Source organism: Cronobacter turicensis (genome assembly GCF_041222865.1).
GTDB lineage: Bacteria > Pseudomonadota > Gammaproteobacteria > Enterobacterales > Enterobacteriaceae > Cronobacter > Cronobacter turicensis.
In genome coordinates, this window is the sequence record NZ_CP165997.1 from 1,111,329 (window position 1) to 1,126,414 (window position 15,086).

The following is a 15,086-nucleotide window of genomic DNA, read 5'->3' on the forward strand; positions in this document are numbered from 1 at the left end:
CAGCTCCTGTCAGAGAAACATTTCGACTGCTTCACGCATTTTTTTCACATGTAGCCCGTAGACCACCTGAACGTTATTACCTTGTTTAATCACCGCTTTCGCGCCGGTCGCTTTCAGACGCGGTTCATCGATAACGGCCACGTCGCGCACCGTAACGCGCAGACGGGTGTAACAGTTATCCACCACTTCGATATTGGCCCGGCCGCCCAGCCCTTCGATAATCGCTTCGCCAAGGCCGTCATTCGTGCCTTTCGCCTGGTATTCCTGTTTGCTGTAGAGGCGTGTTTCCTGGTCGTCATCCTCGCGCCCCGGCGTTTTCATGTTGAAGCGCAGGATCAGGAAGCGGAACACGGTGAAATAGAGCGTCGCCATAATCAGCCCGACCAGCAGATACATCGGCCAGTTCGATTTCGTCGTGCCAAGCGGGAGGTTGTAGAGGATGAAATCGATAATGCCGTTGGCGCCGATGGCGTGAACGTCCAGCAGATAGAACAGCATCATGCCGATGCCGGTCAGCACCGCGTGCACCACGAACAGCAGCGGGGCGATAAACAGAAATGAAAATTCGATAGGTTCGGTGACGCCTACCAAAAGGGATGTCAGCGCCGCCGGGATCAAAATCGCTTTGGCGGCGGCTCTGCGCTCTGGTTTGGCGGTCATATACATCGCCAGTGCCGCCGCGGGCAGGCCGAACATTTTGCTAATGCCGCGGGCGTCCCACACTACGGTCGGACTTAATTGCGTGACGGAAGGGCAGGCCATTTCAGCGAAATAGATGTTGCGCGCGCCCTGGTAGATCGTGCCGCAGACGTCCTGGGTGCCGCCAAGTTCGGTATAAAGAAACGGCGTATAGACCAGATGATGCAGGCCGGTCGGCACCAGTATGCGTTCCAGAAAGCCATATACCGCCACGCCGAACGCGCCTGCGTCTTTGATCGCCAGCGCCATCGCGCTGATGCCATGCTGGGCGAAGGGCCACAGTTCGCTCATCACCACGCCTAATACCATCGAAACCGGCAGCATAATGATGGCGACAAAACAGTGGCCGGAGTAAATCGCCATCGCGCCCGAGAACTGCACGCCGGAGTAGCGGTTATAGAGCCAGCCGGAGAGCGCGCCCGTCAGAATGCCCGCGAATACGCCCATCTCCAGCACCTGCACGCCAAGCACCATGCTTTGCCCGGCCGCGCGCATCTGATCGGCGGGCGCCAGCGCGCCCTGCAACTGTAACGTCACATTCATGGCGTTAATAAATACGATAAACGTCACCAGACCCGTCAGCGCCGCGTAGCCTTTATCGCGCGCCGCAAGACCAATAGGGATGCCGACGGCGAAGACCAGCGCCAGATTCGCCAGCACCGAGACCGCCGATTTGGCGATAAGCTGCCCGGTGTGCTGAAGCGCCGGATGGCCGAGAAACGGCAGATAACCCGCGAGGCTGCCATTCCCCAGTACGTTGCCGAAGGCGATAAACAGGCCGACAATCGGCAGAATCAATACCGGTCCGTAAAGGGACTTGCCAAAATTTTGTAGGGCGTTTACGGCGTATCTCATTTAGCTCTCTCTTTTTTATCGTCTGGCTAAACCACCTGATGTGCAGAGGCACCGCTCAAAGGTAGCAACTCGCCGCATAAAGAAGCCAGTTATCTGATTGTTTTAAAAACAAATAACTCTGAAGGTAACATGTAACGTTACGCACTGTGATCGCGGTAACATCCGGGGACGGTGAGGAGAAAAGCAGCGTTTTGCAGGCCGTTGCAGAGAATTTGCAAAGCATCCTCCGCTATTTATTTTTGGTGGTTTTTTTTTGTCATCGCTTTTAAGCATAATAGCCGCCGTTACCGGAAACCGACGGCCACTACGGCCAGGGAAAACTATGAAATCATTGCGTCTGGCTGTCATCGCGACAGCATTACTGGCGTCTTTCACTCTCGGCGGGTGCGACGACAAGGAGAGTGCTTCCGCCGACTCCGCCGCGCCAGCGGCTCAAAGCAGCGCTCCGGCGTCGCAGGCCAAGCCGCAGGCGGCCGACCTGCAAAAGCTGGCGCAGCAAAGCGCCGGTAAACCGCTCAAATTACTGGACGCCTCAGAGGTTCAGCTTGATGGCGCCAGTACGCTGGTGCTTACCTTCTCGGTGCCGCTCGATCCCAATCAGGATTTCGGCCGCGTGGCGCATCTTGTCGATAAGAAAGAGGGCAAGGTGGACGGCGCGTGGGAGCTTGCGCCGAACTTAAAAGAGCTTCGCCTGCGCCACCTTGAGCCGAACCGCGAACTGGTGCTGAGCGTCGATCGCGAACTGCTGGCGCTCAATAAAGCCACCTTTGGCATGGCGTATGAGAAAGCCCTGACCACGCGCGATATCGCGCCGAGCGTCGGGTTTGCGAGCCGCGGCTCGCTGCTGCCGACCAAAGTCGTGCAGGGGCTGCCGGTGATGGCGCTCAATATCTCAAGCGTCGACGTTAACTTCTACCGCGTGAAACCGGAATCTCTGGCGGCGATGGTCAGCCAGTGGGAGTACCGGAATTCACTCAGCAACTGGGAATCTGACCAACTGCTGAAAATGGCGGATCTGGTCTATACCGGGCGTTTTGATCTCAATCCGGCCCGCAACACGCGCGAAAAACTGCTGCTGCCGTTAAGCGACATCAAGCCGCTGCAACAGCCGGGCGTCTATCTGGCGGTGATGAACCAGGCGGGGCATTACAACTACAGCAACGCCGCGACGCTCTTTACGCTGAGCGATGTCGGTCTTTCGCTGCACCGCTATCATGACCGCATGGATATCTTCACCCAGAGCCTGGAGAACGGAGCGGCGCAAAGCGGCGTCGAAGTGCGTCTGCTGAACGATAAAGGACAGACGCTGGCGGAAGCGACCAGCGACAGCACGGGTCATGTGCGTCTGGATAACCCGAAAGAGGCGGCGCTGGTGCTGGCCCGTATGGGCGAGCAGACCACGATGCTCGATCTCAACCTCCCGGCGCTGGATCTGGCGGAATTTGATACCGGCGGCGATCGCGGCTACAGCAAACAGTTCTTTATGTTTGGCCCGCGCGATCTTTACCGTCCTGGCGAAACGGTGATCGTCAACGGTCTGCTGCGCGACAGCGACGGCAAACCGCTGGCGGCGCAACCGGTGAAATTCGAAGTGGTGCGCCCGGATGGCCAGGTGGCGCGCACGCAGGTGGTGGAGCCGAATAACGGGCTTTATCAGCTGACCTGGACGCTGGATGCTCAGGCCGCGACCGGCCAGTGGGTGATCCGCGCCAATACCGGCGATAACCAGAACCGCAACTGGCTCTTCCATGTGGAAGACTTTATGCCGGAGCGTATGGCGCTCAGCCTCAACGTGCAGAAAACGCCGCTGGCGCCTTCGGATACCGTCAATTTCGGTATTGAAGGCCACTACCTCTACGGCGCGCCTGCGGCAGGCAATAGCCTGCAGGGCCAGCTCTATCTGCGTCCGCTGCGTGATGCGGTGCCGCAACTGCCGGGCTTCCAGTTCGGTAACATCGCGGAAGAAAACCTCTCCCGTAGCCTGGATGAAGTGCAGCTGAATCTTGACGACGCGGGTGTCGCGCAGGTCACTACCGAAAGCCAGTGGCAGGATGTGCGCTCTCCGCTGCGCCTGATTTTGCAGGCGAGCCTGCTGGAATCGGGCGGTCGCCCGGTCACCCGTCGCGCCGAACAGACCATCTGGCCTGCCGATGCGCTGGTGGGCATTCGCCCGCAGTTTGGCGAGAAAGCGGTCTACGACTATCGTACCGACGATACCGTCAATCAGCCGATGGTCGATGAAAACGGCAATGCCGGTTTCGATATCGTCTATGCCAACGCGCAGGGCGAAAAAGTCGCCGTGAAAGGCCTGAAAGTGCGTCTGGTGCGCGAGCGTCGCGACTACTACTGGAACTGGTCAGATTCTGAAGGCTGGCTGTCTCAGTTCGACCAGAAAGATCTGGTGGAAGCCGAACAGACTATCGATCTCGCTGCGGGCGAAACCGGCAAAGTGAGCTTCCCGGTGGAGTGGGGTTCGTATCGCCTTGAAGTGGTCTCGCCTGACGATCTGGTCAGCAGCATGCGCTTCTGGGCCGGTTACAGCTGGCAGGATAACAGCGACGGCGCCAGCGCGCCGCGACCGGATCGCGTCACGCTGAAAATCGACAAACCGTTCTATCAGCCTGGCGACACCATCAAGCTGCACATCGCCGCGCCAGCCGCAGGCAAAGGCTACGCGATGGTGGAATCCTCTGAAGGCCCGCTGTGGTGGCAGGAAATCGACGTGCCGGAGAAAGGGCTCGATCTGGACATTCCGGTCGACAAAGCCTGGAAACGCCACGATCTCTATCTCAGCACGCTGGTGGTCCGCCCTGGCGATAAATCCCGTTCCGCGACCCAAAAACGCGCGGTCGGCCTGCTGCATCTGCCGATGGGCGATGAAAACCGTCGCCTGAACCTGACGCTGGAAGCGCCCGCGAAAATGCGCCCGGACAGCACGCTGTCGGTGAAAGTAAAAGCCAGCGTGAAAAACGGCGAACTGCCGAAGCAGATCAACGTTCTGGTTTCTGCCGTGGACAGCGGGGTGCTTAACATCACCGACTACGTCACGCCGGATCCGTGGCGCGGCTTCTTTGGCAAGAAACGCTATGGCGCGGATATCTATGATATCTACGGCCAGGTGATTGAAGGCCAGGGCCGTCTGGCGGCGCTGCGCTTTGGTGGCGACGGCGACGAGCTGAACCGCGGCGGCAAACCGCCGGTCAACCACGTCACTATCATCGCTGAACAGGCGGTGCCGGTGCAGTTGAACGACCAGGGCGAAGGCACGATTACGCTGCCTGTCGGCGACTTTAACGGCGAACTGCGCGTGATGGCGCAGGCCTGGAGCGACGACCGCTTCGGCAATGGCGAAAGTAAAGTTATCGTGGCGGCGCCCGTAATTGCCGAGATGAGCACGCCGCGCTTCCTCGCGGGCGGCGATACCTCGCGCCTGGCGCTGGATGTTACGAACCTGACCGAACAGCCGCAGCAGCTTAACGTCACCTTTAGCGCCAGCGGTCTGGTGCGCCTGGATGCGCAGTCGACCCAGCAGGTGAACCTGAAAGCGGGCGGGCGCACGACGCTGTTCGTACCGGTCGCCGCCAGCAACGGGTTTGGCGACGGCGCGGTACAGGCGCAGATCACGGGGCTTTCGCTGCCGGGTGAGCGTTTCGCGCCGATTATGCGTGAGTGGAAAATCGGTGTGCGTCCGGCGTATCCGGCGCAGACCGTCAACAGCGGCGCGATGCTGCGCGCGGGTGAAATCTGGACCGTGCCTGCCTCGCATCTGCAGGGGCTTAACGCTTCCACGCTGGAAGGCCGGTTGTTGCTGAGCGGTCGTCCGCCGCTCAATATCGCCCGCTACATTGAGGAACTGCGCGCTTATCCGTACGGCTGCCTTGAGCAGACCACCAGCGGCCTGTTCCCGTCGCTGTACACGAACGCCGCGCAGCTTAAAGCGCTTGGCATCAAAGGCGACACCGATGAACAGCGCCGCGCGGCGGTGGATATCGGCATTGCGCGCCTGCTGGAGATGCAGCGCGAAGAGGGCGGGTTTGGTCTGTGGGATAAAGAAAGTCCGGAAGAGTACTGGGCGACGGCCTATGTGACCGACTTCCTGGTGCGCGCCGGCGAGCAGGGCTACAGCGTGCCGGCCGAGGCGCTGAATAACGCCAACGCGCGCCTGCTGCGTTATCTCCAGGATCCGGCCACCATCGCGCTGCGTTACAGCGAAAACAACGCGGCCTCGCGCTTTGCGGTGCAGTCCTATGCCGGACTGGTGCTGGCTCGTCAGCAGAAAGCGCCGCTCGGCGCGCTGCGCGACCTCTGGGAGCATCGCGCGCAAGCGGGCGGCGGTCTGCCGCTGGTGCAGCTTGGCGTGGCGTTGAAACTGATGGGCGATGCGCCGCGCAGTAAAGCCGCGCTGGATCTCGGCCTGAAAACCGAGCGGCCGCATAACGATGTCTGGCTTGGCGACTACGGCAGCGATCTGCGTGACGATGCGCTGAAGCTGAGCCTGTTGCAGGAATATAACCTGCAGGCTGACACGCAAAGTACGCTGCTTAACGCGCTTTCTGATGAAGCATATGGTCAGCGCTGGCTCTCCACCCAGGAAAGCAATGCGCTGTTCCTTGCGGGCCGCAATCTGGTAAACCAGCCGGGGAACTGGCAGGCGCAAACCACGCTGGCAGGCCAGTTCATGAGCGGCGACAAAGCGCAGAGTGTCGCGCTTAACGCCGATCAGCTGGGCGCGTTGCAGGTCACTAACACGGCACAGACCCCGCTCTGGCTGCGTCTTGACAGCCAGGGTTACCCGGATGTCGCGCCGCAGCCGTCAAGCAACGTGTTGCATATTGAGCGCCACTACCTCAACAGCAAAGGCGAGTCGATTTCGCTCTCCAACCTGAAGAGCGGCGAGCTGGTGCTGGTGTGGCTTGAAGTTTCGGCCAGCAAAACGGTGCCTGACGCGCTGGTGGTCGATCTCCTCCCGGCCGGGCTTGAGCTGGAAAACCAGAACCTGGCGAACGCCAGCGCCAGCCTGAGCAGCGCGGGTGAGGCAAGCGATCTTATCAACCGCATGCAGCAGATGGACATTCAGCATATGGAGTTCCGTGACGATCGCTTCGTCGCGGCGCTGCCGGTGAACGAAGGCGTTAACGCCACGCTGGTCTACATGGCGCGCGCCGTGACGCCGGGCACCTATAAAGTGCCGGCGCCGCAGGTCGAGTCGATGTATGTGCCGCAATGGCGTTCGACCGGTGCGACCATCCCTGCGCTGACCATCAACCCCTGACAGGTGAGCTGTGATTAAAAGCCTGTTTAAAAGGCGCCGCCGCTGGATAATTCTGGCGGCGGCGCCGCTTTTATTGTGCGCTGCGCTGTGGCTTGCCGATAAGTGCTGGCCGCTGCCGTTGTATGAGGTGCAGCCCGCGCGTGTGGTGGTGGCCCAGGACGGCACGCCGCTCTGGCGCTTCGCCGACAAAAACGGCATCTGGCGTTACCCGGTAACCATTAACGATGTTTCGCCGCGCTATCTTGAGGCGTTGCTGAACTATGAAGATCGCTGGTTCTGGCGTCATCCTGGCATTAACCCGCTCGCTATCGCGCGCGCGGCCTGGCAGGATCTGCGTTCCGGCTCGGTCGTCTCCGGCGGCAGTACGCTCACCATGCAGGTGGCGCGACTGCTGGATCCTCATCCACGTACGTTCGGCGGCAAGCTGCGCCAGGTATGGCGGGCGATGCAGCTCGAATGGCATCTCTCCAAAGCGGAGATCCTCACGCTCTACCTGAACCGCGCGCCGTTTGGCGGCACGTTGCAGGGAATTGGCGCCGCCAGCTGGGTGTATCTCGGCAAGCCGCCATCAGGACTAAGCTATTCCGACGCCGCGCTGCTGGCGGTACTCCCGCAGGCGCCAAGCAGGCTCAGACCCGACCGCTGGCCAGATCGCGCGCAAGCGGCGCGCGATAAAGTGTTGCGCCGAATGGCGACGCAGGGCGTCTGGAGTGAAAAACAGGTGCGGGAGTCGCTGGAAGAGCCCGTATGGCTGGCGCCTCGTCAGATGCCGCAACTCGCGCCGCTGCTCTCACGGCGGCTGGTGACGCAGCGTCGCGACACCAAAATCACCACCACGCTGGATGCCGCTTTACAACGTCAGCTTGAAGATCTGGCGCTGAACTGGAAAGGCCGTCTCCCGGCACGTACCTCACTGGCGATCCTGGTGGTCGATCACACCACCATGGAAGTGCGCGGCTGGGTCGGTTCGGCGGATATCAAGGACGACGCCCGTTTTGGTCATGTCGATATGGTGACGGCGATTCGTTCACCCGGTTCGGTGCTCAAGCCGTTTGTCTACGGGCTGGCTCTGGATGAAGGGCTTATCCACCCGGCCTCGCTGTTACAGGATGTGCCGCGTCGCTTCGGCGACTACCGGCCAGGCAATTTCGACAGCGGTTTTAACGGGCCGGTGAGCATGAGCGAGGCGCTGGTGCGGTCGCTGAACCTGCCTGCCGTTCAGGTGCTGGAAGCCTACGGACCGAAGCGCTTCACGGCGCGGCTGCGTAATGTCGGGCTGGCGCTGCGTTTTCCGCCTACGGCGCAGCCAAGCCTTGCGGTGATCCTGGGCGGCGCGGGCGCCAGGCTTGATGAGATTGTAGCGGCCTATAGCGCCTTCGCCCGTCACGGCCAGGCGGCGCGTCTGCGCGTGGTGAAAGGCGATCCGCTGGTGGAGCGTCCGCTGATGTCGCCAGGTGCGGCATGGATTATTCGCCGTATCCTTGCGAACGAGGCGCAGCCGCTGCCGGACGGCTCGCTGCCGCAGGTGGTGCCGCTCGCCTGGAAAACCGGGACCAGCTACGGCTATCGCGATGCCTGGGCCGTGGGTGTGACGTCGCGCTATCTGATTGGCGTCTGGACCGGCCGCCCGGATGCGACGCCGGTCGCCGGACAGTTCGGTTTCGCAAGCGCCGTGCCGGTGCTAAACCAGGTCAATAATCTGTTGCAGGCGGGCGCTGCCTCGGCGGTCCAGCAGGCGAGACAGCCGGTCGATCCGCGTCCGGCGTCGGTGTCGGCGGGAACCATCTGCTGGCCAGGCGGGCAGCACCTACCGGCGGGCGACAGCAACTGCCGCCGCCGGTTGTCGACGTGGCTTCTTGATAACAGCGAACCGCCAACACTACTGGCCGAAGGGCAGGAGGGGAGCCGCGGCATTCAGTTCCCGCTGTGGCTTAACGCGAAGGGTGAGCGAGTGGCGGCGGATTGTCCGCACGTTGCTGAAAGCCGCGTGTTGCTCTGGCCGTTACCGCTTGAACCGTGGCTGCCGCCCGGCGAGCGGCGAGCGGCACGTCTGCCGCCGGTCTCGCCGCAGTGTCCGCCCGTGCATCAGCAGGATCTGGTGCCGCTGCTGCTGACCGGCGTGCGCGAGGGCGCTGTCCTGAAACGGCTGCCGGGGCAGGCTGCATTGTCGCTGCCGCTGCGCAGTCAGGGCGGCGGCGGACGTCACTGGTGGTTTTTAAATGGCGAGCCGCTCGATAAAGAAGGCGACAGCGTAACGCTGACCTTTGATAAAAGCGGCGATTATCAGGTCTTGTTAATGGACGAGGCAGGACAGATTGCTGCGGCGCAATTCCGGGTGGAGTAAACAAAAAGCCCAAAAAGCGCGCTTTCGACATTAAGTGTTGCCAAAGGTAATATTATTTTAAAAAAATGTTACTCCTAACCGTAGGCAAGGATAGCGTTGCTCATTATAATCGGCGCCAATTCTAAACTTGCCTGTCGGGCAAACAGAACAACTTACAGAGGTTATCATGGCAATTGAGCGTACTTTTTCCATCATCAAGCCGAACGCAGTCGCTAAAAACGTTATCGGCAGTATTTTCGCGCGTTTTGAATCCGCTGGCTTCAAAATCATCGGCACCAAAATGCTGCATCTGTCTGTTGAGCAGGCGCGTGGTTTCTACGCTGAGCACGAAGGCAAACCGTTCTTTGACGGCCTGGTGGAATTCATGACCTCTGGCCCGATCGTGGTTTCCGTACTGGAAAGCGAAAACGCGGTACAGCGTCACCGCGATCTGCTGGGCGCCACCAACCCGGCGAACGCGCTGGCAGGCACCCTGCGCGCTGACTACGCAGACAGCTTCACCGAAAATGGCACCCACGGTTCCGATTCCGTTGAATCCGCTAACCGCGAAATCGCTTACTTCTTCGGCGAAGGCGAAATCTGCCCGCGCACTCGCTAATTAGCGAAACGGCAAAGCGACATTTACATTTTATTTTCATGATGTCGCTTTAAGCCATGGCGTCACTGCCATAGAATTTGTACAATGCTGCGCCCCGGATGAGCCTGCTCTTACCGGGGCGTCTTCTTTTTTATCAACCCTCCAGAGGCCGTAACGTGTAACAACGAGGCCAGGATCGAATATGTCTGAACACATTGTCACGCCTGAGGATGCCTCAGCGGCGCCTGCTATTAAATCTGAAAAAATTAACCTCCTCGATCTGAACCGCCAGGAGATGCGCGAGTTCTTCAAAACGCTGGGTGAAAAGCCGTTTCGCGCCGACCAGGTGATGAAGTGGATGTATCACTACTGCAGCGATGATTTCGATGAGATGACCGACATTAACAAAGTGCTGCGCGGCAAGCTCAAGGAAGTGGCGGAAATCCGGGCGCCGGAAGTGGTCGAAGAGCAGCGATCTTCCGACGGCACCATTAAGTGGGCTATTGCGGTCGGCGATCAGCGCGTTGAGACGGTCTATATTCCGGAAGACGATCGCGCCACGCTGTGCGTTTCATCCCAGGTGGGCTGCGCGCTGGAGTGCAAATTCTGTTCGACCGCGCAACAGGGCTTTAACCGCAACCTGCGCGTGTCGGAAATTATCGGCCAGGTATGGCGCGCGGCGAAAATCATCGGCGCGGCGAAAGTGACCGGCCAGCGTCCTATCACTAACGTAGTGATGATGGGCATGGGCGAGCCGCTGCTGAACCTGACCAACGTCGTCCCGGCGATGGAAATTATGCTCGACGATTTCGGCTTTGGGCTGTCCAAACGCCGCGTCACGCTCTCTACCTCCGGCGTTGTGCCGGCGCTGGATAAGCTTGGCGATATGATTGACGTCGCGCTGGCTATCTCTCTGCACGCGCCGAACGATGAAATTCGCGATGAAATTGTACCGATCAACAAAAAGTACAACATCGAAACGTTCCTGGCGGCCGTGCGTCGTTATCTCGACAAATCCAACGCCAACCAGGGCCGCGTGACTATCGAATACGTCATGCTGGATCATGTGAACGACGGTACCGAACATGCGCATCAGCTGGCGGAGCTTCTGAAAGATACGCCGTGCAAGATTAACCTGATTCCGTGGAACCCCTTCCCGGGCGCGCCGTATGGCCGCAGCTCCAACAGCCGTATCGATCGCTTTTCCAAAGTGCTGATGAGCTATGGTTTCACCACGATCGTGCGTAAAACGCGCGGTGACGATATCGACGCGGCCTGCGGACAGCTGGCGGGCGACGTTATCGACCGTACCAAACGCACCATGCGCAAGCGTATGCAGGGTGAACCGATCGCTGTTAAAGCCGTCTGACAGGTAGCGAAAAGCCGGTAAGGTCACGCGAGCAGGCTATCGCGTGACCACTTTCAGCGCAGGCGCAGCGATTGCTGCGTAAAGAAGCGCACACGGTAAATAATTACGGTGCGTTTCTCTGTGCTTTGAGGCAGTATGTAGCGTCGCAACAACATGTTAGCTGGGGCTTTCTGGCTTATCTGGCGTCACTTAACAGACACAGGATAAAAAGCTGGCTATGGTTAACTAACGTTTCTGATTATCGCCTGCGGTGTTATGCCGTTTGCGGCGTTAAAATACGGAAACGGGTAACGGATGACGCGCAGTGCGTGTGTCCGATGAGAATGATTTCGCGGTATGGGCAGACAGGACAGCGAAACGTTGTCTTATTCCTGCCGGTGCCAGTTCCTAATGAAAACAGTACCAGCAGTTGTAGCTAATGAATACTGAAGCCACTCACGAAGAAAATGCATCACATACCACGGGTGAGCGCCTGCGCCTGGCCCGTGAACAACTGGGACTCAGCCAACAGGTTGTGGCGGAACGTTTATGCCTGAAGGTATCCACCGTTCGCGCCATCGAAGAGGACAATGCGCCTGCCGATCTGGCTTCGACGTTCCTGCGCGGTTATATCCGTTCCTATGCGCGTCTGGTGCATGTTCCGGAAGATGAACTGCTTCCGATGCTCGCCAAACAGGCGCCGGTGAGAACCGCACAGGTCGCACCGATGCAAACCTACGCGCTTGGTAAAAGCCGTAAAAAACGCGACGGCTGGCTGATGAGCTTTACCTGGCTTGTGCTCTTTGTCGTCGTCGGCCTGACGGGCGCCTGGTGGTGGCAAAACCACAAAGCGCAGCAGGAAGAGATCAGCACCATGGCTGACCAGTCCAGCGCCGAGCTGAGCCAGAATGCGGCCAACAGCCCGCAATCCGTTCCCTTGAATACCGATACCACTGCTGACGCGCCGCAGGATCAGGCGACGCCGCCTGCGGATCTGCCGTCAGGCGATACCCAGAACACCGCGTCTAACAGCCCGCAGCCGACGCCGATGCCGTCGCCGAACACGGCGAGCCAGCAGCCTGTGGTGGTTCCGCCGAGCCAGGCGAACACCGATACCGCGGCGCAGCAAAATACGACACAGTCTACACAAAGCCAGCTGCCGGTAGGCCAGGCCTCTACGGCGCCTGCGGCGGATGGCAACGCGCTGGTGATGAATTTTACCGCCGATTGCTGGCTTGAAGTGACTGACGCGACCGGTAAGAAATTGTTCAGCGGTCTGCAACGTAAAGATACTAATCTGAATCTGTCCGGTGAGGCCCCGTACCGCCTTAAAATCGGCGCGCCGTCGGCCGTGCAGATTCAGTACCAGGGCAAACCGGTGGATTTGAGCCGTTTTATCAGAACTAACCAGGTTGCGCGTCTGACCCTCAATGCCGAACAATCAGTAACGCAGTAACAGACGGGCAATGAGGGAGATTTGTCATGCATAACGAAGCGCCCATTCAGCGTAGAAAATCTAAACGGATATACGTCGGTAACGTCCCTATCGGCGATGGCGCACCCATCGCCGTTCAGTCAATGACCAATACCCGCACGACGGATGTCGAGGCGACGGTAAACCAAATCAAAGCGCTGGAACGCGTGGGCGCGGATATCGTTCGCGTCTCGGTGCCGACGATGGATGCCGCCGAGGCGTTTCGTCTCATCAAGCAGCAGGTCAATGTTCCGCTGGTCGCGGATATTCACTTCGACTACCGCATTGCGCTCAAAGTGGCGGAGTACGGCGTCGACTGCCTGCGCATCAATCCCGGCAATATCGGCAACGAAGAGCGCATCCGCTCGGTCGTGGATTGCGCGCGCGATAAAAACATTCCGATCCGCATCGGCGTGAACGCCGGATCGCTTGAGAAAGATCTTCAGGAAAAATACGGCGAGCCGACGCCGCAGGCGCTGCTGGAATCCGCCATGCGCCATGTCGATCATCTCGACAGGCTGAACTTCGATCAGTTTAAAGTGAGCGTGAAAGCCTCCGACGTTTTCCTGGCGGTCGAGTCTTACCGCCTGCTGGCGAAGCAGATCGATCAGCCGCTGCATCTGGGGATCACCGAAGCGGGCGGCGCCCGTGCTGGCGCGGTGAAATCTGCGATCGGGCTGGGGCTGCTGCTGTCCGAGGGGATCGGCGACACGCTGCGTATTTCGCTCGCGGCCGATCCGGTGGAAGAGATCAAAGTCGGTTTCGATATCCTGAAATCGCTGCGTATTCGCTCGCGCGGCATTAACTTTATCGCCTGCCCGACCTGTTCGCGTCAGGAATTTGATGTGATAGGCACCGTGAACGCGCTGGAGCAGCGCCTGGAAGATATCATCACGCCGATGGATGTTTCGATTATCGGCTGCGTGGTGAATGGTCCGGGCGAAGCGCTGGTCTCGACGCTCGGCGTCACCGGCGGCAACAAGAAAAGCGGCTTCTATGAAGAAGGCGTGCGCAAAGATCGTCTCGATAACGATGACATGATCACGCAGCTGGAAGCGCGCATCCGCGCCAAGGCGTCGATGCTCGACGAGACCCGTCGTATCAGCGTGCAGCAGCTGGAAAAATAACGCAAACGTGGGAAGCGGCGTGCTTCCCGTGTATGATTGAACCCGCGAACCGCCCCAGCCACACCGGAGCGGTCTGTTTCGGGTTCATTTTTTGTATAGAAAAAGAGAATAAACGTGGCAAAAAACATTCAAGCCATCCGCGGCATGAACGATTACCTGCCGGGCGATACCGCCATATGGCAGCGCATTGAAGGCACACTCAAGCAGGTGCTCGGCAGCTACGGTTACAGCGAAATCCGTTTGCCGATTGTAGAGCAGACCCCGTTGTTCAAACGCGCTATCGGTGAAGTGACCGACGTGGTTGAAAAAGAGATGTATACCTTTGAGGACCGCAACGGCGACAGCCTGACGCTGCGTCCTGAAGGCACCGCGGGCTGCGTGCGCGCCGGCATCGAACATGGTCTGCTGTACAATCAGGAACAGCGCTTATGGTACATCGGCCCGATGTTCCGTCATGAACGTCCGCAGAAAGGGCGCTACCGTCAGTTCCATCAGCTGGGTGTCGAAGTGTTTGGCCTGCAGGGCCCGGATATCGACGCCGAACTTATCATGCTGACCGCGCGCTGGTGGCGTGCGCTTGGCATCGCGGAACACGTTTCGCTTGAGCTGAATTCTATCGGCTCGCTGGAAGCGCGCGCGAACTACCGCGATGCGCTGGTCGCGTTCCTTGAGCAGCATGTCGATAAGCTTGATGAAGACTGCAAACGCCGCATGTATTCGAACCCGCTTCGCGTACTCGACTCTAAAAACCCGGACGTACAGGCGCTGTTAAACGACGCGCCGATGCTGGGCGATTATCTGGATGAAGAATCCCGCGAACATTTCGCCGGTCTGTGCGCTTTCCTGGATGACGCCGGTATCGCTTATACCGTCAACCAGCGCCTGGTGCGCGGTCTCGACTACTACAACCGCACCGTCTTTGAGTGGGTCACTACGAGCCTCGGCTCGCAGGGCACCGTGTGCGCGGGCGGCCGTTACGATGGTCTGGTTGAGCAATTAGGCGGCCGCGCGGCCCCTGCAGTGGGCTTCGCGATGGGCCTTGAGCGCCTCGTTTTACTCGTTCAGGCGGTCAATCCGGAATTTACGGCGGATCCTGTTGTCGATATATACCTGATTGCGTCCGGCAACGGCACGCAGTCGGCGGCAATGCAACTGGCCGAGCGGGTTCGCGACGCGCTGCCGGGCTGCAAGCTGATGACCAACTATGGCGGCGGCAACTTCAAGAAGCAGTTCGCCCGCGCAGACAAATGGGGCGCACGCATCGCGCTGGTGCTGGGCGAGGACGAAGTCGCCAACCGTCAGGTTGTGGTGAAAGATTTGCGCTCAGGTGAGCAGCAGGCGCTTGCGCAAAGCGAACTGGCCGCGCATCTGCAGACGCTGCTGGGCTGAT

The 15,086-nt window shown here is 59.5% G+C and carries 8 protein-coding genes; 7 read left to right on the top strand and 1 reads right to left on the bottom strand.

Annotation, left to right across the window (positions count from 1 at the left end; genetic code table 11):
• Window positions 1-9 precede the first annotated feature (9 nt).
• Window positions 10-1,554 carry a PTS transporter subunit EIIC gene (locus tag AB8W27_RS05385; protein WP_015742106.1) on the bottom strand — a complete coding sequence of 515 codons (1,545 nt, stop codon included), beginning with the start codon at window positions 1,552-1,554 and terminating at the stop codon, window positions 10-12.
• Window positions 1,555-1,876: 322 nt separating this feature from the next.
• On the opposite strand from AB8W27_RS05385, the gene AB8W27_RS05390 reads away from it, so the two are divergent.
• The 7 genes from AB8W27_RS05390 to hisS all read left to right on the top strand — a co-directional run bounded on the left by AB8W27_RS05390 (window position 1,877) and on the right by hisS (window position 15,085).
• Window positions 1,877-6,826 (top strand): alpha-2-macroglobulin, encoded by a 4,950-nt coding sequence (locus tag AB8W27_RS05390; protein ID WP_041923814.1) that lies wholly within the window; start codon window positions 1,877-1,879, stop codon window positions 6,824-6,826.
• 10 nt (window positions 6,827-6,836) lie between these two features.
• Window positions 6,837-9,170, top strand: coding sequence for a peptidoglycan glycosyltransferase PbpC (pbpC, locus tag AB8W27_RS05395; RefSeq protein ID WP_369832998.1), 2,334 nt, complete (start codon window positions 6,837-6,839; stop codon window positions 9,168-9,170).
• A 166-nt stretch (window positions 9,171-9,336) separates the two neighbouring features.
• Window positions 9,337-9,768, top strand: a complete 432-nt coding sequence (gene ndk, locus AB8W27_RS05400) for a nucleoside-diphosphate kinase (RefSeq protein WP_007712751.1) — start codon at window positions 9,337-9,339, stop codon at window positions 9,766-9,768.
• A gap of 181 nt (window positions 9,769-9,949) precedes the next feature.
• Complete coding sequence (locus AB8W27_RS05405; RefSeq protein WP_007763195.1) at window positions 9,950-11,116, top strand: bifunctional tRNA (adenosine(37)-C2)-methyltransferase TrmG/ribosomal RNA large subunit methyltransferase RlmN; 1,167 nt, start codon at window positions 9,950-9,952, stop codon at window positions 11,114-11,116.
• 418 nt (window positions 11,117-11,534) lie between these two features.
• Window positions 11,535-12,551: a cytoskeleton protein RodZ gene (gene rodZ, locus AB8W27_RS05410; protein ID WP_015742102.1), complete on the top strand. Its 1,017-nt coding sequence runs from the start codon at window positions 11,535-11,537 to the stop codon at window positions 12,549-12,551.
• 26 nt (window positions 12,552-12,577) lie between these two features.
• Window positions 12,578-13,696, top strand: a complete 1,119-nt coding sequence (gene ispG / locus AB8W27_RS05415) for a flavodoxin-dependent (E)-4-hydroxy-3-methylbut-2-enyl-diphosphate synthase (protein ID WP_015742101.1) — start codon at window positions 12,578-12,580, stop codon at window positions 13,694-13,696.
• 114 nt (window positions 13,697-13,810) lie between these two features.
• Window positions 13,811-15,085, top strand: a complete 1,275-nt coding sequence (gene hisS / locus AB8W27_RS05420) for a histidine--tRNA ligase (RefSeq protein ID WP_015742100.1) — start codon at window positions 13,811-13,813, stop codon at window positions 15,083-15,085.
• Window position 15,086: the final 1 nt, after the last annotated feature.

What these genes read in the sequence shown, in the direction of transcription:
- AB8W27_RS05385 (WP_015742106.1), bottom strand. Translation starts at nt 1,554, where the DNA reads ATGAGATACGCCGTAAACGCCCTACAAAATTTTGGCAAGTCCCTTTAC.
- AB8W27_RS05390 (WP_041923814.1), top strand. Translation starts at nt 1,877, where the DNA reads ATGAAATCATTGCGTCTGGCTGTCATCGCGACAGCATTACTGGCGTCT.
- ndk (WP_007712751.1), top strand. Translation starts at nt 9,337, where the DNA reads ATGGCAATTGAGCGTACTTTTTCCATCATCAAGCCGAACGCAGTCGCT.
- AB8W27_RS05405 (WP_007763195.1), top strand. Translation starts at nt 9,950, where the DNA reads ATGTCTGAACACATTGTCACGCCTGAGGATGCCTCAGCGGCGCCTGCT.
- rodZ (WP_015742102.1), top strand. Translation starts at nt 11,535, where the DNA reads ATGAATACTGAAGCCACTCACGAAGAAAATGCATCACATACCACGGGT.
- ispG (WP_015742101.1), top strand. Translation starts at nt 12,578, where the DNA reads ATGCATAACGAAGCGCCCATTCAGCGTAGAAAATCTAAACGGATATAC.